Annotated in this window: 20 protein-coding genes; 12 read left to right on the top strand and 8 right to left on the bottom strand. The window is 50.5% G+C overall.

What is annotated here, in order from left to right; translation table 11 throughout:
• Window positions 1-5 precede the first annotated feature (5 nt).
• The 8 genes from hisD (at window position 6) to AB7C91_RS08285 (ending at window position 6,952) form a co-directional block, all read left to right on the top strand.
• Window positions 6-1,322: a histidinol dehydrogenase gene (hisD, locus tag AB7C91_RS08250; RefSeq protein WP_332446107.1), complete on the top strand. Its 1,317-nt coding sequence runs from the start codon at window positions 6-8 to the stop codon at window positions 1,320-1,322.
• Window positions 1,319-2,398, top strand: coding sequence for a histidinol-phosphate transaminase (hisC, locus tag AB7C91_RS08255; protein ID WP_428590506.1), 1,080 nt, complete (start codon window positions 1,319-1,321; stop codon window positions 2,396-2,398). Before hisD ends, hisC begins: the two co-directional genes overlap by 4 nt.
• Entirely contained in the window at window positions 2,391-3,518 is a 1,128-nt protein-coding gene (hisB, locus tag AB7C91_RS08260) for a bifunctional histidinol-phosphatase/imidazoleglycerol-phosphate dehydratase HisB (RefSeq protein WP_428590509.1), read from the top strand. The genes hisC and hisB overlap by 8 nt, the downstream gene beginning before the upstream one ends.
• Window positions 3,515-4,117, top strand: coding sequence for an imidazole glycerol phosphate synthase subunit HisH (hisH, locus tag AB7C91_RS08265; RefSeq protein ID WP_428590512.1), 603 nt, complete (start codon window positions 3,515-3,517; stop codon window positions 4,115-4,117). The genes hisB and hisH overlap by 4 nt, the downstream gene beginning before the upstream one ends.
• Window positions 4,108-4,827 carry a 1-(5-phosphoribosyl)-5-[(5-phosphoribosylamino)methylideneamino] imidazole-4-carboxamide isomerase gene (locus AB7C91_RS08270; protein ID WP_332446111.1) on the top strand — a complete coding sequence of 240 codons (720 nt, stop codon included), beginning with the start codon at window positions 4,108-4,110 and terminating at the stop codon, window positions 4,825-4,827. The genes hisH and AB7C91_RS08270 overlap by 10 nt, the downstream gene beginning before the upstream one ends.
• Before the next feature lie 4 nt (window positions 4,828-4,831).
• A complete protein-coding gene (hisF, locus tag AB7C91_RS08275; RefSeq protein WP_332446112.1) occupies window positions 4,832-5,611 on the top strand; it encodes an imidazole glycerol phosphate synthase subunit HisF in 780 nt (259 codons plus the stop codon).
• Between the two features lie 15 nt (window positions 5,612-5,626).
• Window positions 5,627-6,235, top strand: coding sequence for a bifunctional phosphoribosyl-AMP cyclohydrolase/phosphoribosyl-ATP diphosphatase HisIE (gene hisIE / locus AB7C91_RS08280; protein ID WP_332446113.1), 609 nt, complete (start codon window positions 5,627-5,629; stop codon window positions 6,233-6,235).
• Window positions 6,236-6,358: 123 nt separating this feature from the next.
• Window positions 6,359-6,952, top strand: coding sequence for a histidine phosphatase family protein (locus tag AB7C91_RS08285; protein ID WP_428590516.1), 594 nt, complete (start codon window positions 6,359-6,361; stop codon window positions 6,950-6,952).
• A gap of 21 nt (window positions 6,953-6,973) precedes the next feature.
• Here AB7C91_RS08285 and AB7C91_RS08290 read toward each other — a convergent pair whose 3' ends face one another.
• The 7 genes from AB7C91_RS08290 to AB7C91_RS08320 form a co-directional block, all read right to left on the bottom strand.
• Entirely contained in the window at window positions 6,974-8,416 is a 1,443-nt protein-coding gene (locus tag AB7C91_RS08290; protein ID WP_332446115.1) for an MFS transporter, read from the bottom strand.
• Complete coding sequence (locus AB7C91_RS08295; RefSeq protein ID WP_428590520.1) at window positions 8,416-10,419, bottom strand: alpha-glucosidase; 2,004 nt, start codon at window positions 10,417-10,419, stop codon at window positions 8,416-8,418. The genes AB7C91_RS08290 and AB7C91_RS08295 overlap by 1 nt, the downstream gene beginning before the upstream one ends.
• Window positions 10,416-12,614 (bottom strand): hypothetical protein, encoded by a 2,199-nt coding sequence (locus AB7C91_RS08300; protein WP_428590523.1) that lies wholly within the window; start codon window positions 12,612-12,614, stop codon window positions 10,416-10,418. Before AB7C91_RS08300 ends, AB7C91_RS08295 begins: the two co-directional genes overlap by 4 nt.
• A gap of 162 nt (window positions 12,615-12,776) precedes the next feature.
• Window positions 12,777-13,613, bottom strand: coding sequence for a carbohydrate ABC transporter permease (locus AB7C91_RS08305; RefSeq protein WP_332446118.1), 837 nt, complete (start codon window positions 13,611-13,613; stop codon window positions 12,777-12,779).
• Complete coding sequence (locus AB7C91_RS08310; RefSeq protein ID WP_332446119.1) at window positions 13,603-14,496, bottom strand: sugar ABC transporter permease; 894 nt, start codon at window positions 14,494-14,496, stop codon at window positions 13,603-13,605. The genes AB7C91_RS08305 and AB7C91_RS08310 overlap by 11 nt, the downstream gene beginning before the upstream one ends.
• A 36-nt stretch (window positions 14,497-14,532) precedes the next feature.
• Window positions 14,533-15,849, bottom strand: coding sequence for an extracellular solute-binding protein (locus AB7C91_RS08315; RefSeq protein WP_332446120.1), 1,317 nt, complete (start codon window positions 15,847-15,849; stop codon window positions 14,533-14,535).
• Window positions 15,850-15,906: 57 nt separating this feature from the next.
• On the bottom strand, window positions 15,907-16,470 hold the full coding sequence (locus tag AB7C91_RS08320) for a hypothetical protein (protein ID WP_428590528.1): 564 nt from the start codon (window positions 16,468-16,470) through the stop codon (window positions 15,907-15,909).
• A gap of 229 nt (window positions 16,471-16,699) precedes the next feature.
• On the opposite strand from AB7C91_RS08320, the gene AB7C91_RS08325 reads away from it, so the two are divergent.
• Window positions 16,700-18,301, top strand: a complete 1,602-nt coding sequence (locus tag AB7C91_RS08325; RefSeq protein ID WP_428590531.1) for an IS1634 family transposase — start codon at window positions 16,700-16,702, stop codon at window positions 18,299-18,301.
• 10 nt (window positions 18,302-18,311) lie between these two features.
• Here the strand turns inward: AB7C91_RS08325 and AB7C91_RS08330 are convergent, their stop codons facing one another.
• Window positions 18,312-19,844, bottom strand: coding sequence for a bifunctional UDP-sugar hydrolase/5'-nucleotidase (locus AB7C91_RS08330; protein WP_332446124.1), 1,533 nt, complete (start codon window positions 19,842-19,844; stop codon window positions 18,312-18,314).
• A 165-nt stretch (window positions 19,845-20,009) separates the two neighbouring features.
• Here AB7C91_RS08330 and AB7C91_RS08335 point away from each other — a divergent pair, with 165 nt between their 5' ends.
• The 3 genes from AB7C91_RS08335 to AB7C91_RS08345 all read left to right on the top strand — a co-directional run bounded on the left by AB7C91_RS08335 (window position 20,010) and on the right by AB7C91_RS08345 (window position 25,811).
• Window positions 20,010-21,065, top strand: coding sequence for a nitrogen fixation protein NifH (locus tag AB7C91_RS08335; RefSeq protein ID WP_428590534.1), 1,056 nt, complete (start codon window positions 20,010-20,012; stop codon window positions 21,063-21,065).
• Between the two features lie 146 nt (window positions 21,066-21,211).
• A complete protein-coding gene (gene mprF / locus AB7C91_RS08340; protein ID WP_428590537.1) occupies window positions 21,212-23,833 on the top strand; it encodes a bifunctional lysylphosphatidylglycerol flippase/synthetase MprF in 2,622 nt (873 codons plus the stop codon).
• Window positions 23,834-24,020: 187 nt separating this feature from the next.
• Entirely contained in the window at window positions 24,021-25,811 is a 1,791-nt protein-coding gene (locus AB7C91_RS08345) for an alpha/beta hydrolase (RefSeq protein ID WP_428590540.1), read from the top strand.
• Window positions 25,812-25,919 lie beyond the last annotated feature (108 nt).

Raw genomic sequence — 25,919 nt, forward strand, 5'->3', positions numbered from 1 at the left:
CTCCCATGGCATACCTGCAACACTTCTACAACCCGTCGGACGATGATTTTCCCCTGTTGCTTGCGCGCAACCAGCAGAACACCGGTACGGTTGCCGAACAAGTCCAAACCATTCTGAAGACCGTAAAGGAACAAGGGGACGCTGCCTTGATCCGCTATGCCAGCCAGTTCGAAGGAGCCAGCCTTTCTTCCCTGCAAGTCAGCCAAGAGGAAATGGAGCAGGCCCGGTCGTTGGTCCCCTCGGACCTCAAAGGGGCCCTCCAGCAAGCCTATGCACATATCAAGGCCTTTCATACGGCCCAGTTGCCCCAGGCCGAGCACTTGGAAATCGCCGACGGTATCCAGTTGTCGAGGAATATTGTTCCCTATCAACGGGTAGGGTTGTATATTCCCGGAGGCACCGCGCCGTTGTTTTCCACCGTTCTGATGCTTGCCGTTCCGGCTGCTGTTGCCGGCTGTCCGCAAATCGTGTTGTGCACACCCCCGGACAAGGAGGGGAAGGTGCATCCTGCAATCCTGTATGCTGCATCGCTTTGCAACGTTGGTACCATTTACAAAGTAGGGGGAGCGCAGGCGATCGGTGCCATGGCGTACGGGACGAAAAGCATTGGTCGGGTGGATAAAATCTTTGGGCCGGGCAACCGGTATGTAACCGAGGCGAAGGTGCAGGTCAGCAGCAGTTGCTGTGCCATCGATATGCCTGCGGGCCCGAGTGAGGTCATGGTGGTCGTGTCTGATGAAGCCGATCCTGCGTTTGTGGCAAGCGACCTGCTCAGCCAAGCCGAGCACGGCAAGGACAGTCAGGCGATGCTGGTCATCAAAGGTAATCGCAGATCTGCAGAAATTCAGCTTGCCAAGGTGGAGGTCGAACTCGCACGACAACTGGAGATGCTCTGTCGGCAGGATTACCTGCTTTCCAGTCTTTCCTCCTCCCGTGCGTTCATCATCGATGAGCAGAAAGCATGTCAGCGTTTGGTCAATGCCTATGGCCCCGAACATTTGATCATCAACTTGGGAAGCGATGAAGCGGATGCCGAATTTGCGCAAGGTATCGTCAATGCCGGTTCGATCTTTCTCGGCCCCTATTCCTGCGAGACGGCAGGCGATTACGCCAGTGGTACGAACCACACTCTCCCCACCAACGGATGGGCTCGTTCGTACAGCGGCGTAAGCACCGATTCTTTTTTGAAGAAAATCACCGTACAGAAGGTGACCCGAAAGGGTCTTGCCTATCTTGGACCTACCTTGTTGACCATGGCCGAACACGAGCAGTTGCGGGCACACCGCAATGCTGTTTCCCTTCGGCTGGGAGGAGACCGATGAGAGAGTTACTCAGGGAGAATATCGCAAATCTTACCCCGTACAGCTGCGCCCGCAACGATTTCACCGGGGAGGCCGAGGTGTTCCTGGATGCCAATGAGAACTGGCAGGATTTCGTGGGGAAACCGGATGCCAACCGGTATCCCGACCCGTTGGCTACACAATTGCGCAAAGCACTCCAGGACGTCTTGGGACTTGCAATGTCCAAGACTGTCATCGGCAACGGAAGCGACGAATTGATCGACAACTTGATGCGTTGTTTCTGTCGGCCCGGGAAGGACTCGGTGCTGCTGCTTCCCCCGACCTACGGTGCCTACCGGGTGTTTGCGGACATCAATGATGTTACGGTCCATACCGTTCCGCTCACTCCTTCGTTCGCCATCGATATCCCCGGTTTGACGAAGTTCCTCGAACAGGAAAAACTGAATCGCAACGAGAACGGGCGGGTCAAGCTGCTCTTCATCTGCAGCCCGAACAACCCTACAGGCAATGCGTTCGACCGTTCGGTGATCGAGCAAGTCTGCTCTTTGTTCGACGGCATCACCGTCGTTGACGAAGCCTACTATGACTTCAGCAACAAGGGAAGTGCGGTCAGCCTGTTGGAGAACTATCCAAATCTGGTGGTGCTCAGGACGCTCTCCAAATGCTGGGCATTGGCAAGCGCCCGGGTAGGGATTGCCATTGCCAGCGAAGAGATCATAGCGGTTCTCAGGAGTATGAAGTATCCCTATAACGTCGGATCTCCCAGTCAGGATCTTGCCCTGCACGCCCTCAGCCAGGCACATCAGGTCCAGAAGGGCTTGGCGTTGATCAAGGCAGAGAGGGAGCGAATGGAGCGCGCGCTTTCCCAGCTGGATTGTGTACGGACCGTTTTCCCCAGTGACGCGAATTTCTTTTTGGTACGTGTCGGCAATGCCCTCGCCGTCTATCGGTATTTGTTGGACAGGGGTATCATTGTACGCAACCGTAGCAAGGAATTGCATTGCGAGAACTGCCTGCGCATCACCATCGGCAGCAGAGAGGAGAACGACCGACTGCTGGCCGAGCTTTCATCCTACAAGGAGGAACAGGATGCCTAAACGTGTGTTGTTTCTCGACCGTGACGGCATCATCGTCGAGGAAACCCAGGTTGACAGCCTGGAGAAGATCAACTATATACCAGGTGTGTTTTCAGCCCTCGGACGGCTGTGCAAAAGCGGACTTTGGTATCTGGCCATGGTGAGCAACCAGGATGGGGTGGGAACCCCCTCCTTTCTGCAGGAGGACTTCGACATCCCCCATCAGCGTATTCTTGACACGCTTGCAGGGGAGGGAATCCTCTTTGATGCCCAGCATATTGATTTTTCCCTTCCCCAGGATGCATGTCCGGGGAGAAAGCCCGGGATCGGGATGCTTGGTGAGTACCAGAACGAAGCCTATGATCTTGCCAACTCGGTGATGATCGGTGACCGCCTTACCGATCTACAGCTTGCCAAGAATCTTGGATGCAAGGCAATTTGGTTCGCCGATCCTTCCTTGGCGACGCAATTGGAGGAATCGTTGGCATCGATCTGTCTCTTGGTCAGCGACAATTGGGCACAGATCGCCTCGTTCTTGTTGGATGAAAGTCATCTCTCGCCCCGTATGGCTGCGGTCAACCGAAGCACCAAGGAAACGCAGATCTCTGTGAATCTGAACCTTGATGGAGGGGCTCTGGGAACGATTCATACCCATGTACCCTTCTTCGACCACATGCTGGAGCAAGTGAAACGCCATAGTGGTTGCGACTTGGATATACAGGCACATGGGGATCTGGAGGTTGATGAGCATCATACGGTTGAGGATGTGGGATTGGCATTGGGCCAGGCGTTTTTCGAGGCGCTGGGGGATAAGCGGGGGATCAACCGCTATGGCTTCGAACTATTGCCGATGGATGAGGTGTTGGCTCAGGTCTCCCTTGATTTTTCCGGTCGTCCGTATCTGCAGTGGAATGTTGAATTCAAGCGGGAATATGTCGGTGAGTTTCCCACGGAAATGGTCCAGCATTTCTTTAAATCCTTCAGCGACAGTGCACGGTGCAATCTGAGTATGACCGTCGGCGAGGGGAATGCGCACCACCAATGCGAAGCGCTGTTCAAGGCATTTGCCCGTGCGGTCCGCAGTGCGGTGCACCGCAATCCCTATTCGATGCAGCTGCCATCCACCAAGGGGGTGTTATGAACATTGCCTTGGTCCAATACAATGCCGGAAATATTCGTTCGGTGCTTTGTGCGCTCAATCGGTTGGGGTACGAAGCGGAGGTCACCGATGATCCGAAACGGTTGGACGCAGCCGACCGGGTCATTTTTCCCGGAGTGGGGGAAGCGTCGAGTGCCATGGCATACCTGCAGGAAAAAGGGCTTGATTCGGTATTGGTGAATCTGAGACAACCCTTTTTGGGCATTTGTCTGGGTATGCAGTTGATGTGCAGCCACAGTGAGGAGCACGATACGAAGGGTCTGGGTTTGTTCGATGCACCGGTGAAAAAATTTGTGCTGGATCCTGCATACAAGGTGCCGCATATGGGATGGAATACGCTCAAGGTGAGTGCAGATCCCTTGTTTTCCGGTCTGAATGCCCCTTCCTGGGTATATTTCGTACATAGTTATTACGTTCCGCTTTCGTCGCAAACGATCGGAACCACCGAATATGGCGGTTTGGAATTCTCCGCGGCACTGAGGCGGGATAATTTCTTCGGCTGCCAATTCCATCCGGAAAAAAGCGGCGATGTGGGTGAAGTGATTCTGAAAAATTTCCTGGAGGTCGTAACATGGACTTGATTCCGGCCATAGACATCATCGAAGGAGAACTGGTGCGACTCAGCCAAGGCTCCTATGACCGAAAGACTGTGTATTTTTCCGACCCGTTGGAAATGGCGAAACGGTTTGAAGACCACAATCTGAAGCGGTTGCATCTGGTGGATTTGGATGGGGCCAAAGGCAAAGGCATCGTCAATCTGAAGGTCTTGGAACGGATTGCCTCCCACACCTCCCTGGTCATCGATTTCGGAGGAGGCATCAAGCATACCCAAGATCTCGTTTCCGCCTTTGATGCAGGGGCGAGTATGGTGACCTGCGGATCGGTTGCCGTGAAGAATCCGGAGCTGGTGCTTTCCTGGTTGCAGACCTACGGCGCCGATCGGCTGATCCTGGGAGCCGATGCCAAGGATGGGCTTATCCAAAGCAGTGGTTGGATGGAGTCCAGCTCCCAGGAAATCGGACCTTTCATCGACTATTATCTGGCTCAAGGGCTCTCTACGGTCATATGTACCGACATCGCCAAGGATGGGATGCTTGGTGGACCTTCCTTTCCTTTGTATCAGCAGCTGCTGCAAACCCGACCCGCACTGCGTTTGATTGCAAGCGGGGGAGTATCTTCTCTGGAGGATCTGGTACGTTTAAAGGAGCTTGGACTTGGGGGAGCCATCATCGGCAAAGCCATGTATGAAGGGGCGATCAGTCTTGCTGATCTCGCCCGATTCGGGGAGTAAATCTATGCTGGCAAAACGAATCATACCCTGCCTGGATATTCGCGACGGACGTACCGTGAAGGGGATCAATTTTGTGAATCTCCGCGATGCCGGGGATGCCGTGGAACTTGCCCAGGCATACAGTCGCTTCGGTGCCGACGAACTGACGTTCCTCGATATCACCGCTACCGTGGAAAACAGGGGAACCCTGCGTTCCTTGGTACGACGTATCGCCGATCATATCGGCATCCCGTTCACCGTGGGCGGCGGCATCAGGTCGACGGCAGATGTAGGAGCCCTACTGGACAGCGGGGCCGACAAAATCTCGATCAACAGCCAGGCGGTGGCCAAGCCCGACGTGGTTGATGAACTGGCTCTGCAGTTCGGAAGCCAGTGTGTGGTCTGTGCCATCGATGCGCGGCGCAACCCAGCGTTCGACCGTCCCGGTCTGCCGGGATGGGAGGTGTATGTCCATGGAGGAAGGACCCCCACTTCGATCGAGGTGGTTTCCTGGGCAAAACAAGTGTATGAACGGGGAGCGGGGGAGATTCTGCTCACTTCCATGGATCATGACGGCACCAAATCAGGGTTTGCCGTCGATCTGACGCGTCGGGTCTCCGAGGCGGTGGGAATTCCGGTCATCGCCAGCGGGGGAGCGGGAACCATGGAACATTTTGCACAGGTCTTCACCGAAGGCAAGGCCGATGCAGCGCTTGCCGCTTCGATTTTTCATTTTCATGAAATAGATATCCCACAGTTGAAGATTTTTCTCGCACAACATGGTATAACTATGCGTACCCGGTAGTAAGGAGTTGTGAACATGGGTCTTGATTTTGAAAAACAAGGGGGCTTGGTCCCTGCCATCGTCCAGGATGCAGTAACCCGCAGGGTTCTGATGCTTGGCTATATGAATGAAGAAGCGCTCAAATTGACCCAGGATCGCGGGTTGGTCACCTTCTGGTCGAGAAGTCGCCAAACACTTTGGACCAAGGGGGAGACGAGCGGCAACTACCTCCAGGTTCGTGAGATCATCGAGGATTGCGACCACGATACGCTTTTGATCAAGGCGATCCCTACCGGACCTGTCTGCCATACCGGCAGCGATACCTGCTTCAACGAGATCAACGACCCCGAGGAAATTTCTTCCAATGAATTCCTATTCTATTTGGAAGAGGTCATCCATGACCGTCGTGATTTTCCTCAGGAAGGATCGTACACCAACCATCTTTTCAGCCGGGGGTTGAACAAGATAGCCCAGAAGGTTGGGGAGGAAGCGGTGGAGTTGATCATTGAAAGCAAGGATGACAACAAGAGTCTCTTTCTTGGGGAGGCGGCCGATTTGATGTACCACTTCCTGGTGCTCCTTACCCAGAAAAACGTACAGCTTTCCGAGGTCATAGACGTGCTGAAGGGCCGTCACAGCCGCTGATTATTCGACACACACGCTTTTGTTTGGAACCATCACCTGCCTGAGAACGGCAGGTGATCTCATGTTGAGACGGTGTACAAGTCCGTACCTGCATCGTAGACTGACAGGGAGTTGGAGGTTCGGATGAGTATCTATGTGATCCGTCATGCTGAGAAACAAACAGGTGATTTTCATCACAATGGATTGAAATTCAATGATCAACCGATCACAGAGACCGGTATGCAAAGCTCCCGTTCTCTGGTTTCCTTCTTCGCTTCGATGGAAATTGCATCCATTCATGTCAGTGAGTATGCAAGGACTCGTCAGACCATCGATTTCGTTGCACAGGCGAAATCCATCGTCCCAAAAATCGACGGAAGACTCAACGAGATCGATGTCGGCTGTATCGAGGACATGACGGATGCAGAAATCCAGGATCAGTTTCCTGATTTCTGGAATGCCTATCATAGCAGAGACCGTGCATTCAGGATGCCTGACGGCGAAACGGGGGAAGAGGCTGAAAAGAGAATCCGTGCACTCTTCGATTCTCTGGATCCGAATACGAACCATATCCTTTGCACCCATGAAGGTCTGATCAGGATCCTGCTGTGTTCATTGCTCGGCCTTCCTCCCCATCGCAGGCATCTTTTCTCCATCGATTATGCTTCCATCACGGTATGTACCTTTCTCCCTGCATTCAACTGTTGGTCGGTTCCCAAGGTGAACATGGTGGTGTAGTCGGAATCTGTATCCAGGTATTCACTGCCAATTGCACTGCTCATATTCCAGGCCCGAAGTGAGTTTGCAAACCGTCCTCACTTCGCCCGAAGCCTCGCTGCGTTTTCCCCCGGCTCTCAGTCGTATCAGTTCGGATGCAATGACCTCGCTGTTTTTGGGACTCAGCTCGAACCAAGCGGCGGCTATGATTCCTGCGATGATCAACAGAGCCGGTCCTCCGATGAAAAAGAGGAAGAATCGGGAGAGCACCCGGGGAGTCTGTTCCGCATTCGAGACAAACCCGACCATCTGGAGAAACAGTCCGATCAACGGCATCACCAATGCGCCTTGGATGAGCTTGCGGGTAAGCGTCATTGCCCCCGAATAAACTCCCGAGCGTTGCATGCCGGTCATCAGCTCATCCACATCTATGACATTGGGCAGGATTGCATAGGGGATGAATACTGCAGCGGAGGTACCCAACCCGATTACTGCGCATACCAAGGCCACCAGCCATACCGGTGAAGCGGGGGAAAGGGCAAGGGTGCACAACATCCCCACCAGCCAGATGAGCATGCCCATCCGGTAGGCGAAACGCTTTCCCTTGCTGTTGGCAATGCGTACGTAGACCAGGATCATTGCAAGCTGCACCACCATCAAGGTGCCCATTGCCACGGAGTAAAGCGTAGGGCGCCGTAGATAATAGGTGAGATAGTAGGTGAAGAGAGCCATCAAAAGGTCCATGGCACTGTAGGCGAAAACATACATCAGAATATGGATCCGAAACGACGTATTGCGGAAAATGGTAAGGAACTCCGTGAAAAACTGTTTGGAAACGCTCTGCTGGACAACCCGGGAATCTTCCCAGGTACCAAAGTAGGTGATCACCCAGGGAAGCGCGAAGAAAATACCGAAGCAGATGGACATCGTCACGTATCCTTGCGATGGTGTGCCTTGGGAAGCATCGATGATCAACTTGGGTATGGTGGCGGCAAACAGGGAAGAGAAGCCCGAGAAGAACAAGCGTGAACCGGAGAGTTTGTTGCGGGTTTTGTAGTCGCCTGACAATTCAGCGGCAAGTGCGCTGTAGGGGACCATCACCATGGTGAACACCGTGGCGAAGAGGATGTATGCCACGCTGTAATACAGGAACAACGCTCCTTGGGAGGAGAAATCCATCGGAAGCCACAGAAGGATGAAGGAGAGGGTGATGGGGAGAATACCTGCCAACAGGTATACCCTTCGACGTCCGAAGCGGGATCTGGTCCGGTCGGAAAGGTATCCCATCAGGGGATCGGAAATTGCATCCCAGACCTTACCGATGCCGAAGACCAAGCCGGCCAGTGCAGGGGAGAGCCCCACCACTTCGGTCAGGTAGAACAAGAACAGCAAGCCCACGATCATGAAGGCCCCACCGCCGTAGATGTCTCCCAATCCATAGGCGACAAGGGTCTTGAATGTCACCTTTCGCTCTTGTTTTTCCATCATTCACACTCCTTTTGTGCGATCTGTCTGCATAATGCCAGATAGCTGCTTTCTGAACGGATGAATACCGGCGGACGGCCTGGTCCGGAGCGTACACGATGACGTCCTTGGGTATAGGGTTTCCCGGTCCAGAAGTCCACCCAACTTCCTTCGCCCAGCCATATTGTCTGTTTCTGCACGTTTCGTTTCAGTCGAGGTGCGATGAGAAGGTCCTCACCATAGAGGTAGTGCCCCGGTATTGCCCGCAATCCGGTTTTCGTCCGGCATACGACCGGCTGGATAGGGGGAATTCCCGACTCTTGATACCGTTGGGAAACGAGTTGATGATACGCAAGCAGTGCTGCATGAATGCGAGTCATCCGGGCGAAATGGGAAAGCATTTGGGGATCGGAATCAAATTGTGCATTCACCGTTGGATTGATGCCTTCATGAGTGCGCATTACTTGGGTGAATGCAGCCAGTTCACAACTTTGCATCAGCAAGGCCCTGCTTCGCTTGATCCAGGCGAAGGAGAAAAATCCTCCGATGTCAAAATGCCAGTACCCGATGCCGGAGAGTGAGGAGGAGATGCCTGCCGGAATGACCGACGGCAAGCCGCTGTCCTTAAGGAAATTCACCAGCTGATCACCGGCCCACACCAGCGGGACGGCCGGAGCGCTCCCGGTGAAACCCGAACGGCAGAAATACACCACTTCCTTGGAGCGGCCCGCTTCCTGGACCGCCTGTGCATTAAGTTGTGCCCAGCGGACCGGGTATCGATTGTGTTCCCACGCTGGATTCGCATGCTCGTACAACGCTCCATCGGGGGGAAGATACTCGCCGAAATCAGCCATCCAGCCATCCATTCCGATCGCAAGCATATTGCGCTTGATGATTTGCCGGTACCAGGTGCAGGCTTCAGGATTGCACAGATCAATCATTGCCACCGGGAACGTAGTGGTGCTGGTAACGTAGATTGCTTGATGTTTGCTGTCATGGACGAAGTACCCCTTTTTTGCTCCTTCCTGGTAGAGTGGGGCGTCGGTACTGAGAAAGGGATTGGTGTATCCGAGGAACCGGATACCCCGTTCGTGCAGGCTTTTGATGAATTCGGGGAGATCAGGGTACAGTGTCCGGTCATACTCCCAATTCCAGAACAACTGTTTGCCGTAGGGTGTCATCCGGATGCCCTGCCAATCCTGACACCAGACGGCTGTGACGGGTATGCCGGCTTTCAGCGCAACCTGCAGTTTCTGCTCAACTGAAGAGCGGCCTCCCTGCAAGCCGAGGATGATGCCTTGGTAGATCCAATCGGGTAGGGCTTTCTGCCTTCCGATGCTATTGCTGATCGCCGCAGTTGCAGTGGCGAGGGAATGCGTCTGTCCGATCAGGATGGAAGTGGGAATTGCATGAGTGGTGATTACACAGGAGGTACGGCCACTGAAATCGAATCGGCTGAATGCAGTGGTGTCTACCATGGTCCATTGTCCACCGTAGGTGACATAGCTGGCTTGGGGAAAGTAGGTGTGTGCTTGGGACCCTCCACGGCCTGAATGGAGATCGGCAAGTACCCGCACATAATTGGGGCCTCTTCCGATTCCCGGTTCCGATACCCAGAGCGGGAGGACCTTCCCCCGCAGGTCCAGATGGGAGAATTGTTCCCCGCACCCGAATACCGGTTCTCCGACAGGAAGCTGGAGACGGATGAAAAACCGGTTGCATGCCAGATTAGGCGAGGGAATCGGGGTGAGGCGCAAAGCCTGCCCCGTTTCTTCTAGTCGCAGGGTAAACACGTTTCCAAAGCTGATCAGGAGCATACCTTCTGATCGATTGATGGTTATCGGTGTGGTGTCCTCCCACCGTATGGATTGCTTTTCCTTGATGCGATACATCCCGTGCTCCATGGTGATGTCGGCCCTACCGGTTCCCATTCCTATGCAAGGATGGCTAAAAGTATGGCTTAGGATTGTTTTTTCTTGGTAGGTGAGAGCAAATCCGTCCTGGGTGGGGAGTATGTTGATCATTGTCCGGCTCCAGTTGCGAAGAAGTGCTGTGCAACCTTGCAGAGCTCCTGAGGCGGTTTGTCGCCGGTATACGGGGCGATCAGAAGGGAGAACTGAACGGTCTTCCCTTCCCATGAGGGGGCGGAGGGAAACAAATGCTCTGATGCGAGCAAGGCAGCACGTCTTCCCCACCCGGTGCATGCTGCTGGATATCGGTATTGCCTGCCCCAATAAGTGCCGAAGGGGTTTGCGGTGATGGTTTGGGTGTGCTTTCCCCAGATCTGACGCAGGGGGCAGAATGCGAAGGAGTGCAGGTTTTTACCGTTTTGTGCAAGCAGAAGTCCATGCTTTCCATCACTGATTGCCAGATAACACGGGGTGATGTGGTTGTTGATCGAACTCAGTATTATGTTCTTCCCATATGCGGCATAGTCCAGGGAGTAGGAACTGAGATTTCCTGAGAAATCCTGCTTCCATACAGTGATGGTACGGCTGAGGGGAATGTCTTGGAAGAGGATGATCTCACACGGGGCTGTTTGCTTCCACCGTGCATCCCAGGTACGTTGCAGGCGGTCAGCCTTACTATTTCCATATCCTTGGTGGGGTGTGGTCGGGTAGGTAATACGGTACTCCAAAACCAAGGTTTGTGAATTGTCGTCAAGTCGGATGTCCCGTTCCCAGGTTACGTGCGAGTCGGACTTCTTGGCGAGGGGGATGACACCCTGTGTCTTCCCTTTTCCTGTTTGGACTCGGATGCTTCGTCGGATGCGACCGGCATAGGTAACCCAAGGGTTTGTGAGGTGATGGATTTGCAGGTCTTCGCCGTTTCCGACGTGTACGATACCACTTCCATCTGTGCAAGGTTCAAAGCTGAGTGGAGGGCCTGTCCAGGAAATCCGTTGATTCTCGGTTTTCTGTGGTACTCCTTTGCTGTGGCACTCTGTCTGTACCGCATCAAACAACTGGCGTGCCTGCGTCAGGGCATCCTCTGCCAATGCGGTCGCAACTGCAAGACGATGTACATTCATTACCGGTGCAGACAACCCGAAATGGGTGGTACTGAGCACTTGTAGACGAGTGGCAATGGCTTGGGTTGCCAGAGTTTGCAGTTCCTTGGGAAGGAGTGTTTTGAATTGGGAAAAATCCTGGAGCATTGAAGGGGAAAGCTGATTTGCTTCGGCTGTCAGGATTTTTGCAGCATCCCAATACGTTCGCGCTTCGGTGATCTTAGCCCAAAGGACATGGTTTTCGTATTTCTCCGCCCAGGACGCATACCCGTCGAATGCGCCGTCCGCCATATCCTGGCCGATGCTGAGGTTTCCCGTATTCGGATGGGTTGCGAGATAGTCGCTTGGTTTGATGAATTGCACAAAGTCCAGGGTGGTTATGCTTTTCAGCAAACGATACAAACCTGCGAATGAGGGTACGAGATTCCCCAGTCCCCCAGGGATGAATCCCTGCCAGAAGGTATCGTCGGCATCCATATCGAGGATAACGATCAGGTCCGTAGGAGAAACAAGTCTGGTTTGCGCACTTCGGATGCATTTGAGCATGCGACGGGCACTGAATCCATATTCTGCGAGGTCCCCTTGGTTGATCGCAGGCAGGAGCCGCATCGATGATCCGGAGTTTTTATCTTCAAGCAGCATCGGATTATAGCGTTGTTCAATGGGAAGCTCGGGAAAGAAGGAGCCGAATCCATTGAAGGGTATGGCACTGTAATACACCGAAACGGTATCAACTCCCAATTGTGTGTACAGCTTGAGGTGAGTAGGAGAGACCATGCATTCCTGTGGCCGAACGATGGTGGTGCAGGAGGAAAATACGTCCAGGTTTCCCGAGAGGTCGGGCGCATATTTAGCCCATGCTATGGCTAGTTTGAATTCCTCGGGGGTATGTGCACCCAGCAAGCCGTTGTTCCAGGACATGAGATGGATTTCATCCAATGCCGTATCCACCCGCTCTTTGATGCGTGCAAGGATATCCGGGGCATGACGGGGAATCATCCGTCCCAGGGAGAATGCATTGTCGAAATCCCAGGCGCAATGCACACCGATACCTTCTTCCTGCAGTTTGTCCAGATCATCAAGTATACCCCTGATGATGCGGATGTCCTTGCCGAATCCTTGCTCATCGGCACGGTCACCCCGGTAGGAATGGTAGAAATTCACATGGAAGCGTGGACAGAAGTAGATTCGCGTCTCTTTTTGTTTCATCGGGCCTCCTTACCAATGGAACATGCATTTTGCCTCACTTCACTATAGCCCAGCTTTGCATGGTGTCAAAACATTACTGAACAAGGATACAAAAAATGTATCATCGGCATTGGGAGAAATCTTTGCACATGGACAACCGATGATTTTCTAAGAAGGCGAATGCTAACCCTTGACGCCCGTACTGGTGATTCCCTCGACAAAATACCGTTGGGTAAAGATGAACAGGAGGACGATAGGAATGATTGCGATGGCTGAACCGGCTAGTTGCACGGGAATATCAGCTCCTCCACGCTCTTGGAAGTATTTCAGAGCCGGAGTCAGGAGTTGCCGATTGATGGAGGTTATGAATAGGTAAGGATCAAGAAAGTTGTTCCAGATATTGATGAATGAAAACAGCACGGTCGTTGCTATTGCCGGACCCGAAAGTGGAATATAGATACCAAAGAGGATGCGTTGCTGTGATGCCCCATCTATACAGGCTGCTTCATTGAATTCCCTTGGGATGGCTTGAAAGAATTGGATGAGCAGCATCAAGTAGAAAACCTCGCTCAGCTCAGGGAGAATGATGACCCACAAGGAATCGAATAATCCCAATGATTTAAAATAGAGGTAACGAGGGACCATGGTGGTTTCGCTCGGCACAACGAGTGTCACCATGAAAAGCATGAGCAGCGCCCTGGCTCCACGAAATTTCAGCCGTGCAAATGCATAGGCAGCCGGTAATGTTACGATCAGGCGCAAGACAATGGCAACAACCACCGTGACGATGGTATTACGACTCCAATTCAGGAAGTTTGGATGGGTGATGACGGTAATGAAGTTATCCAATATGGGTTTTGCCGGGTAGAACAGCGGACGATACGCCAAACCGGAAGGACGGAATGCAATGACCACCATGGTGACAAATGGATAGAACATCAACAAGCCGAGTAGCCACATGATTGCCGAGAAACAAGCTTGCTTGATTTTTTCCCTCTGCTGTACATGCTCAATATTCATAGTTCTTCCTTTGGATGAGCAGACTGATGATGAATATAATCGAAGCAAGCAAAGTGCCTTCTGCGGAAGCGATCCCCAATTTGAAATACTTGAAGGCATCGGCGTAAATCTGCATCGATGCGACCTGGGTGGCTGTCCCCGGTCCTCCTTCGGTCAACGCCATGATCACGGTATAGTTCTTGAACGAATTGATGATGGTGATGGTCAGGATGAACATGATGGCTGGTTTGACGGAAGGCAACAACACATATCTGAGACGCTGAAATGGTGTGGCTCCTTCCAGGTCTGCGACCTCCAGCAGCGAGCGGGGTACTTGCTGTAATGCAGCAAGCAGGGTGATGACCGGGAAAGCCAGACCAACCCAGGTGTGGATACATGCCGCCACGGATAATGCACTGTTGTTGCCGCTCAACCAAAGCGGCAAGGTTTTTTCCGTCCACCCGAGTGCAAGAAGCAATCGATTCACCGGGCCTTTATACGGATTGAGGATATAATTCCATACGACTCCGATGGCGATGAGGTTCGTTACATAGGGCATATAAAACATGGTGCGAACCGTTGTCCTTCCACGGAACCGTTTATTCAGCAAAAGAGCGGCCAGGATGGAGAAACACATCGTAAAAATGGTGTAGGTGGCGGAGAATTGGAATGTACGTGCAAAGGCTTGCATGGTGGTTTGGTTTGAGAAAACTTTTCGGTAGTTTTCAAACCATACAAATTCAGTCGAATATACATTCCGAAGCGCGTTTCTATTAAGAAAACTGATTGCCACTCCATATACCAGCGGGTACAGCTTGAATATGATGAACAAAAGGGTAAAGAGTGACAGGAACAGCCACGCAGTACGTTCCTCCGCCCTGAGTCTTCCACTTGTTCGATGCATATACTCCCTCCATACCCGGCCGCAAAACTTGGTCAATTATACGTTTTTCAATACCTCATCCATTCTCTGCTTGATACGTTGAACAGTCACTTGGAGGGTTTGCTGGTCGATGCAATATCGTTCGGCTTCTTCCTTGATGATCTGGTTGTATTCAGCAGCAGCAGGCCCTACAATGTCAACATTGATGACATTCAGGGCGTTGTCAATCAGAGCTTTGTTCAAATCGTCGACGGTGATACTTCCATTTGAAGCATCTGCTGTGCTCTTGAACACATTGGCCAGATCCTCTTCGCTCATATTCTCCAACGCAGGAATCCCTTTTTCGAATCTCCACTGGTTCTGACCGAGCCATAGGATGTATTCCAAGGCTTCTTTAGGATGGGCTGCATTCTTGTTGATACTTGCATAGGCCATCGAGACAAAATTATTCGCACTTTCCGGTTTTCCGGTGGTTGGGATGGCAACAACACCATATTTCCAATCACGGGGATAATCTGATGGACTATTCAAAAGTCTGGTAAACCAGTTTCCTTGGATGAACATGGCCATGTTGTCTACAGTCGCCCAATAGTTCCAGGAAGCCTTTTCTGCCAACAATTGTTTCACATCCATCTGATATTTCTTGCTGCTTCCCAGCTCCTTAAACCATTGAAGGCTCTTTGTAAAAGCTGGATCATCAAAATTGCTTGTCCCGTCCGCTTTGTAGAGCGGTACCTGTTCCTGCAGTGCCTTGATGATGATATGCGGTGTTTCGAGACGCATCAATGCACCATATTCATTTTGCTGTGCATTGGTCAGCATCTGTGCAGTTTTTTCGAAGTCATCCCAAGTCCAAGGAGCTTTCGGATAGGGTATACCAGCCTTGTCGAACATGGTTTTGTTGTAATAGAGACAATAAATTTCCTGTTTCGTGGGAATCGAATAGAATTCACCATTCGGGTCATACATGATGTATTTCCCCCAGATCGAACGTACGTCAACTCCAGAGGCTGTGGTGGCTTTTTTCAATGGAGCAAAGAACCCTGCGTCCAATCGAGTATTCAGATCCCGTGGCCCAAGCGTAGGGATGACATCGACCTTGCTTCCGGCAAGAAGATCGAGATTGACTTTTGCAACCTGTTCATCATTGGTTCCAGGAGTAACCTGTACCTCTACTTTGATGCCGGTTTGGGCGGTGAACGCATCATTCATCGCTTTGTACCAAGCCTCTGTAGCATACGATGACAATGGAATCGTCGTAACGACCTGCTCGGGAGGAGTTATTTTCTCTTGTTGTTCCGGTTTCCCGTTTGCAAACAGCATGCCCCCGATGAGGAGGGTTCCCAGTGCACATACAAGCAACTTCTTCTTCATACTTTTGCTCCTTTTTCCTCTATGATTTATGGTTTATCAACCACAAAGCGTATCAATTCATCCGATTCCCAACATTTCCTGCAATCTCTTCAGATACGTCAGGTCCCGCTTCTCGTATTCCGGAGATACCGAGGCCCCTTCACGGTAGAATTCCCTGTCACCCCGCTCCAACTTCTGTCCGGCGAGTGTGTGTTTGTCCAAGGCATAGTCAGGAATCTGGGGGACGAGTTCTTTCTTCTCATACGATTTCTTGATCCAATTCAGCATCTCATCCGAAGAACGATCCTTCATCCTCGAACACAGGTAGCGAACTGCATGAATGGCAAACAAGTGACGGTCGTTGCTTTCCGGTTTTGCGGCAAGACGCATCTGTTGAAGTGTTTGGATGAGCAATGGTGCTTGGAGATCCCCAAATCCGATATCCTCAACACTGATGACCTGTAATCGTAACCAAAGGAAATCTTCCAGTTCCCGACTGGTGATCAACATTTCATAGGCGAGAACTGCCGCGTTATCGACATTGTTCCGCCGAATTTCCTTCTGAAGGGCGGAAATCACCTGATCGGCAGGAAGCCCGTTTTTTGTTTTGCATTGTTGCCAGGGATCATATGATGAGGCCAAGATAATCCTCCAATTCCTCTCGTCAGGCAGAATAGCTGCAGACTGACCTTTTGAGTCCACCATAATTTTTGCTTAGGCAGTTGTCAATTAAATTGAAAATATAATTGCATAAAGTATAAAAAATATACATAAAAATAATGATTTATAAAGAATTAAATGTGATATAATTAGATTAGATGGAGCAATATTATACAAAAATATACACATATTGCAAGCAGGAGAAACCGCTATGCATCGGGTGAAATTCAAGGCAAAGAACGGGACTACGTACGTCTATGAAGGCACTACGGTATGGGACGAGAATGAAGAAAAATATCGGACCAAACGGGTTTGCATCGGGAAACTTGATCCTGAGACGGGGGAACTTATTCCCTCGAAACGCTTGAATATGACCGAGAAGATTGTTCAGGATATCAGCAAGAATTCTCTTGTGGTTACCCATGCAGGGCATGATTTGCTGCTGCAGAGCATTACCCGGAGTTTGAAACTCGACAGCATAGTAAAAAATGCCATGCCCTCGGATTGGAGAGCCTTGCTGGCCATGGTGTGGTATTTGGTGGTTGAGAATGAGCCTTTGAGTTCCTGCGGCAATTGGCTGGCGTTCAACCAGTCTCCATTCATTGGGAAATTCAACAGCAGGTATATCGTAGAAATTTTGGATAGGCTGAATGAGGAAGTTCAGGAACAGTTCTTCCGGGAATGGATCAGCATTGCTCCTGATTCTTCACGGATGTTGTATGATCTACGCTCAGTCTACAGCTATAACGCATGTTATCCGTCCTTGGCCTGGGGGGTAAACATGGAAGGAAGCAGCCCCCAGCAGTTGCGGTATGTGATGGTGGTTGGAAAGGATTCCCTGCTCCCTTTGTATATGGAATCCACCGAAACGGAATTACGAACCATGGAACAAGTATCTGATCTCCTGAAAACACTGAAGAAGCAAGGTGTTCCTGTGGAGACCCTGAATATGGATCAGGAGTTTTATAGTATTGAAAACATTACGGCTATGTTTGTAAGGAGATACAATTTCCTACAGGCTGTTCGTATTCAGGATGCCTGGATCTGCAATCTCATAGAGCAGAATAAAGATATGATGGGCGATCCAGCTTCCTTGTACTTGCTGGATGGAAGAAATTACTATGCCAGAACAATTGCCTATATCTGGGAAGAGGAAAAGAAGAACAGGGTCATACGCCACCCTTGTACCGTCCATTTGTTCTATTCCCAGGATATCATCGGCAAGGACCGTGATCGATTCATGTATAGAATCCAACAGGAACGAGTGCGTCTTGAACACCACCAAGGGGATGATCCGGAACCGGATCTGGCCAAATTTTTCATGTTCGGACAACATAAATTTACCGGTAAGAGGACTGTCGGACTTAATCTGGAGGAACTTGAACGGCACGAGAAAGCATATGCAGGTTTCTTTGCATTCGTCACCAATGATCCAGAACTGAAGGATCCTGTGAAAGTCTTGGAAAGTCACCGGATGCAACGGACCATAGAACGAACATTTGATGACTTGCGGAATGATTTGGATTTGTTGAGAATCAGAATTCATGAAGGCAGCAGACTTGCTCCTCGGCTATTTGTCCAATTCATTGCTTCCATCTATATCTGCGATTTGCGAAAAAAATTGCAGGATACCGGTCTGGATGGTGAATATACATTCAAGGAAGTGCTGTCCCAGTTCAAGCATATGTGTGTGTTGTCCAATCGCGAACAGGGGGGAGCTTCCCTCTTGCCTATGCATGAGACTCAGCAAAAGCTGATGCGTGTGCTGCTTCCCGAGGCAGAGGGAGCAAGTACCGGTTCTGCTCAGCTATAGGACTGCAATGCTATTTGCAACGTTTCACGAAAAAGGGAGAAGGGGGGAAGGCCGGTAGTGGGGAATGTGTTCGGATATAGTCACGGAGCAACTGAGGTATCTCCCATTGTGAATCCATCAATATCCGGCACCCCTTGTAACAGGAGAAGCCGCCGCCTCCCGTTGCTCGATAACTGTTGAGCGCGATCCGAAACACTTGATCATCCTTGACCGGTACGTCGTTGAATTCCAAACGAGAGACGCGCTTGCCTATGGGGAGGTTGAGGTCGAATGCATAGGTGATGCCGTAAAAATAATCATAATTGAAATGATGGCGTTCATGTGCAAGGAATGCGGGATCAATGGTGGACTTACCGTGGGAATCACAGGTAAAATAGGTCGCACATTGTTCCAATGCATTACGCAGGATGCTTCCGGTAATTTCCAGCACCTTCAGGGTGTTGGGAAATTCGTATGCGATCAACAAATCTCTTGCGGTAATATCTTCGCGTAGATTCCTAGAGATGTTGTACAAGCATGTTGCAGAAATATCAGCGTTTCCGGCTTCCCTCTGCACCTGATTGATGAAAACAGCCAAGGCGCTGCCGTGCAATGCCACATCCAATCTCCCGGAGAAATTGATCGGCTCAGCCAACTTCCCCAGCGGCTCATCGAGTTTGCGTTGGATGTCATCTTCGATGGAACGTAACTGTGCAAGCGAGGGGATGCCGCGTTTGATCGTGCCGTCAGGTATCATCCACTCGCCATGGGAACGTACGCTACGATCATCATCATCAACGGTTACCGTGATCTTACAGATTTCTGACGCATATGCTCCGCCTTGAACGGTATAGGTTCCGTTGAGGTAGGTACCTTCCGTATGCTTGTGTTGATGGCCGGTGAATACAATATCAAAATCAAGCTCTTCAGCAAGTTTACAGGCAATGTCCTCATGAGAATCCGAAAGCCTGGTGCCGGTAGAAACATCGCATTCATACCCGCCATGGTACAAACAAATAAGGATATCTGTTGTTTCCCTGAGTTCAGTACAAGCTTTCCTGGCAGCCTCAAATGCATCGGTAATCGTAAGCCCTTCAAGATTCTGGGGAGTTTCCCAGACATTGACGAAATCGGTGACGATACCGACGATGCCGACCAATAAACCGTTTTCTAATTCTTTGACTGTATACGGAATAATCGGGAGCCTTTCGCGGTGATCGACAACATTTGCGCAGACACATTGCGCTTTGTTGTCCCCCAAGAATTCCTGTAAACCTTCATATCCGTAATTGAAGTCATGGTTGCCGAGTGTTATTGCGTCATACCCAAGTTCATTCATGACTTGGGTGATGGGGAAGCGATTACCCGTGGAATTCCGCAGGAAATCCAGGAATGGGGAACCTTGTATGGTGTCTCCTCCATCCAGAACGAGGGTGTTGCCATCCTTTTCGAAAAAATGAGAACAGGACAACAACCCCATGGGTCTTGCCGTATTATCAGCATAATTGGTCGGAAACAAATAGCCGTGGATGTCTGAGGTGTACAGCATGGTGCAGGATTTCATGGTTGCAAAGTCTAGAGCCATGTATGGCATTTGTCAACGAATACCCGTTCTCTAGAGAAATCTGACTGGTTCGGATATGATTTCTGTTCTTCAGGAAAGACGAGTATATCTACTCGACTCCAAAAGATTTGCAACGTATTATCTGTGTGTGGGGGAGGCAAGGTCATGGATGAGTGGAGTATGCATCTCAGAGCAGATTTACTGCCTTGGCTTCTGGAAGAAAGTAATCCTTCGGTCAGGTATTACACCCTTACGGACCTCCTTGGATTGCCGGAAGATGATGTGCAGGTTGCCGCGAGCCATAAGCAAATCATGGAGAGCGGATATGTGCCTGCATTGTTGGAAGTTATGCAGCGTGAGGCATATCGTAATCGATATCCGTACTTTTATACCGACAAGTACAAAGGCTTGGTTTGGAGTTTGCTTACCCTTGCAGAGCATGGGTGCGAGCTCACTGCTCAGGTCAAGGCTCAATGTGAGTATATGTTCGAGCATGCACAGGAGCCGATCGATGGAGGATTTTCCATGCATGCATCGGCAAGACAGGGCGGAGGCAGGATGACCGAGGTGATCCCCTGTCTCACCGGGAATATGGCCTGGGCCTTGATCAAGTTCGGGTATCAAGAAGATGCCAGGTTGCAGAAAGCTTTGGACTGGTTGGTCCGCTTCAGTCGATTCAATGACGGAGAGGAGCAAGAAGGCGTCCCATCTCCGTATGACCGATACGAGATGTGTTGGGGCAAACACACCTGTCTTATGGCTACGGTTAAGATGCTCAAGGCATTCGCTGAAATTCCTGCAGGTATGAGAAGCCCGGAGATCCAAGCTACGATGGATCGAGGTATAGCATTTCTCTTGGCCCATCATATCTATAAACGGAGCCATGCACGTATGAAGGTCTCCAAGCCGGGGTGGTTGCATTTCGGGTATCCTTTGATGTACCAGACGGATATCCTAGAGATTTTGGATATTCTCACCACCTTGGGCATCAAGGATGCCAGGATGGATGAAGCGATCGAAGTAGTGGTTTCCAAGCAGGATGAAGAGGGTCGCTGGCGACTTGAGAACACCTATGGTAGTGAACGTTTGCTCATCCCCATCGGCGAAAAAGGGCAACAAAGCAAATGGCTTACACTCCGAGCCCTGCGGGTATTGAAGCGATATGGAGCATCCGAAGGTTCAAATCGAGTACCGGATACTGCTCTAAAGTATTTGAGGTAATGGAGTAGGGGCTCAAAGGAAAAGCAAAGATTGCAATCCCTGCATACTAAACATTGCGTTCACAATTCCTATCTGATACAGTTTTGCTAGCAATGATTCCCAGAGAATTTGAGGAATTACGCTTTCAAGGAGGTTTCAGGGGAACTATGGATGCAAGCGTGGCAGAAGAAGAACCGAAAAAAATCCGGGTCATTGTAAAAAAGCTGGAACCTCTGCTCATCGTGGCAATTCTTGCCGGGGCATTTTTCCTCTTGTACAACCAAGTGAAAAATTTCCATTACCACGATTTGGCCAACCAAGTGAAGAGCTATCCAAGATGGACGATCGCCCTGGCCTTGGCCATTACCGCCTTCAATTATTTCATTCTCACTTTCTATGATGTACTGGCGTTTCGCTACGTCAAACAGGAACTCCCATACCGCAATATTGCCCTTGCTTCCTTCATGAGCTATGTGTTCAGCTACAATATCGGGCTTTCGTTGTTCGGTTCAAGTGCCATCCGTTACCGTTTCTATGCTTCCTGGCATATCGACGGCAATGATATCGCCAAGATAATTGCCTTTTGTGTTTCGACCTTCTGGATCGGGCTTGCAACCATGGGCGGGCTCTCCCTTGCATTCACCCCGCTTTCGGCTTCCCTGTTTCCCAAACTCGGGCTTTGGACGAAGATCCTTGGTATCGTCATGGTACTTATGGTGGTCCTGTATGGCTTAGCCTGTTTCAGACAAACACGGGCTTTGCATTTTAAATCGCTTTCCATAGGATTCCCTTCGCCCAAAATTTCTCTGCTCCAGATCCTGGTCTCCTCGCTGGACTGGGTGTTGGCAGCGTCTGTGTTCTATGTGTTGTTACCTTCCACAAGGCCTTCGTTTCTCGCCTTTGTAGGAATCTTCGTCATAGCTCAACTTGCTGGGGCGACCAGCCATGTTCCCGGAGGTCTCGGCGTCTTCGATTCCTTGATCATGTTGTCTCTTTCTGCTTCAGTCCGTTCCGACGTTCTGTTCGGCATCCTTATCGTGTATCGGGCGATTTATTATCTGACTCCTTTGTTGGCAGCCATTCTCACCTTCGTGGTTCGAGAAGCCTTTGCTTTCCGCAAGCATATTGAGAAAGGCACCAGACTGGCGATTCGCGCCGTTTCCCCGTTCATCCCCACCGCTCTTTCCCTGTTGGTTTTCTTTTCCGGTGCTGTGCTGATGTTTTCGGTCGCCACACCCTCGATCAAGCAACGGCTGCTGATGCTCGATCCATTCATTCCTCTGCAGATACTGGAATTGTCCCATTTTGCCGCCAGCCTTACCGCCTTGGGGTTGTTGATCATCGCCGATGCTCTTAGGCGAAGGGTCGACATTGCGTATTACCTGACCTTGTTGCTGCTTGGGATTGGGGCGTTGTTCTCGCTTCTGAAAGGTCTCGACTGGGAAGAAGCCCTCGTGCTCAGTTCGGTGCTGCTCATCATGCTGCCGGCCCGTCCGCTCTTCAACCGACATGCATCACTCATTGCCCCGACATCGGTCGTCCAATGGTCGATTACCGTGGCCACCGTTCTGGCTGCAGCCCTTTGGCTTGGGTTGTTTTCTTATAAACACGTTCAGTATTCGAACGAGTCTTGGTGGGTGTTTGCCTTGGAAAAGGATGCCCCGAGATTTTTACGGGCAAGTCTGGGCATCGGGATCATGTCGTTGGTTGTCTCCTTGCGGATTCTTTTGTCCCCGGTTCCCCGGATGGAACATGTAACCTTGGCCGATTGTCGTGAGGCCGTCCTGTCCATACTCGCGGTATCACCCAACTCTGAGGCGAATCTTGCATTGCTTGGTGACAAGTATTTCTTCTTTGACAAAGAGAAGACAGCTTTCCTCATGTACGGGGAGAGCGGCAGGTCGCTGGTGGTCATGGGCGATCCTGTGGGAAAGAAGGAAGCATTCCAGGAATTGGTCTGGTCTTTCTATGAAAAAACCAGGCAACAGGGTGCTCGGGTTGTTTGGTATGAGATTTCGGCGGCATACCTGCCTGTTTTCATCGAACTTGGCATGCATATTTTCAAAATAGGGGAAAAAGCCTTGGTTGACCTTGCTTCGTTCAGCTTGGAAGGGGGGAAGGCCAAAAGTCTCAGGCCTCCCCGCAACAAGCTGTTGAAGGAAGGGTATACGTTCTCTGTCTTGGAACCAGCGGAGGTTGCGCTCCATATGGATGAGATCGAACGCGTGTCGGATGGGTGGTTGCAAGAGAAGGCCGCCAAGGAAAAAGGATTCTCCCTTGGGTATTTCAACACCGATTACTTCAAGAATTTTCCCTGTGCCGTAGTGATGAAAGAGGGGATGATCGTTGCGTTTTCCAATCTTTGGACAAGCGGAGACAAGACGGAACTGTCCATCGACCTCATGCGGTACCGGAAGGACGCCCCGGGAGGAACTATGGAATTCCTCTTCATCGAGATCATGCTCTGGGGAAAAGCGCAGGGGTATCAAGCGTTCAACCTGGGTATGGCTCCCATGTCGGGTATCGAGGCAGGAGAGGGTACTCCCCTTTGGAACAAGACGGTGCACTTCATTTTCCAAAATGGGGAAGGGCTCTACAATTTCCAGGGTTTGAGGGCGTTCAAGAACAAGTTCAACCCGAATTGGGAACCCCAATACATCGCAGTGCCCGCTTCGACAGGCAACACGACGTTGCCGATCATTGGGGCCGATATTGCGGCCTTGATCAGGAAAGGAAAACCTCTGTCTCCGCCCAAGGACAAACAGGGTGAGATGAACCAGCAGGGTTGAATGGACATGAACCAGCACGGTGGCTTCTTCTTGAGGTTTCCTGTAGGCAAAGAACTGCATACGGGAAACAACAGATCTCGTCATGCAGGAGATTGAAGTACCCATAGATATTGGTTGAAAAGAGATAATACGTGCTCTATACTTTCTATAGAAATAAAAAAATTTCTATAGAAAAAAAGGAGACCGTATGAACAAGACCCGAAATCAGATAGTGCTCTATCTGGCAATTGTGCTGATGGTGGGAGGAAGCCTGCTGGGATCGTGGGTGAACTCAGGATTTGGAAACGTAAAGGTGGAAGAGGTTTCCATCTGGCAAGCTCCAGGATTCAAGGTAAGCGCGTACTTGTATACCCCGAAGAATCTTGAAGGAAAAGCTCCAGCGATTCTTGCCATACATGGGTTGAATAATCAGAAAAATCATATGGCAAATACCGCGTTGGAATTTGCACGGAGGGGGTATGTGGTATTATCCATGGATATGAGTGGTCATGGCCGCTCTACCGGAAAAAATATGGATTATGGCGCTGGTGGTCCCGCTGGACTTGCCTATCTGAGAGGACTTCCAACGGTTGACACGGAGAATATTGGTATTGTCGGAATGTCACAAGGCGGTTTTGCCGGAGCGATGGGGGCGATTACCTCGAATCCGGAGGGATATTCTTCCGTCTTCTTTATGGAATCTGAGGTTAATGCCCCAGGTTCCATGGATCTTTCAGCAGCCAAATACGTGAAAAACGCTGCCTTCAATATTGGTACAGTTACGGAATTGGGCGTCATGGTATTTATTGGAAAAGGTTCCGATGCTCCTGTCTCTCCTGTCCTTCAACCTTTGTTTGGCACAGAATCCCCGATAGAGGTTGAAAAGATCTACGGATCAATCGCGGATGGAACAGCAAGAATCCTGTATCAACCGTGGGAAGACCATGCAGGATCGACGGATTCACTACCGGCAATCGGGAATGCCTTGCAATGGATGCAAATGACTTTGAAAGGGGGCAATGGACTTTCTCCCAGCAAACAGATATGGCCACTTAAATTTATAGGTACAATGCTAGCTTTGTTTGGTGCTATGCTTTTCCTTTTCCCGATGGGATCATTACTGCTTGAGACTCGATATTTCAAAGAACTTAGGGAGGAAGTTCCTGAGTATCGTGGGTATAACGGAAAAGCATGGTGGATAGGGGCATTGATTACCACGGCACTTGGTCCTCTCTTGTATTTATTTGTATGGAATCATATGTTTTTCGTGCCTTGGATCAGTCCCAACAGACTTTGGCCACAGAATTTTACCAACGTGTATATGATCTGGTCGGTTCTTGTAGGAATCATCAGTAGTTTGCTCTTGGTTGCAGGTCATTTTTTGATCCTGAAAAAACGAGGGGCCGGTCTGTTCCAGTATGGGCTTACAGACGCTTCAGGAATTTTCGATTGGAATAAAATACTCAAATCAGTTCTCCTGGCTTTGGGGATTTTGGCTCCTGTGTATCTGTTGCTTGTGTTCGTTGATGCCGTTTGGCACGTTGACTTCAGAGCATGGGTGGTTACCTTGCTCCCGCTTACAGGACAGAGGTTTCTGGCATTTCTTGGGTATCTTATACCATTTGCCCTGTTCTTTATTCCTCAAGGGATTAGTTTCGCTGGATTTCAGAGACCAAAGAATGGAAAACTGAGTTTGGGAAAAGAAATGCTGATTAACTCCATTGTTCTGGCGCTTGGTGCATTGATTTGGCTCTTGATGTTATACTTACCGATTATTGCAGGTGGTTCAATTATTTTTAGTTCGAACCCTATGATTCAGACAGCAGCCGGAATGGGTGGAATCTATTACCTGCCAATGCTTGTCTTGTGGCCACTCGTTGCTTGTTTGTACACATATTTCTTCCGAAAGACCGGTAGGGTATATGTGGGTATCAGTGTTACCACCATCTTTATCGTGTGGTATTTGGCTGCAGCAGGAGTATTTGCTGTCGCATTATAGTTTCATCTGTATGTACTTCGTGAAGGGTATGCCGTTATGAGAAATTCATCGACATACCCTTCTATTTCAATTACTCATGGGTATGGTATACTCAAGCAAATTATGGTT

The organism is Sphaerochaeta sp., from assembly GCF_050256055.1.
Lineage (GTDB): Bacteria > Spirochaetota > Spirochaetia > Sphaerochaetales > Sphaerochaetaceae > Sphaerochaeta.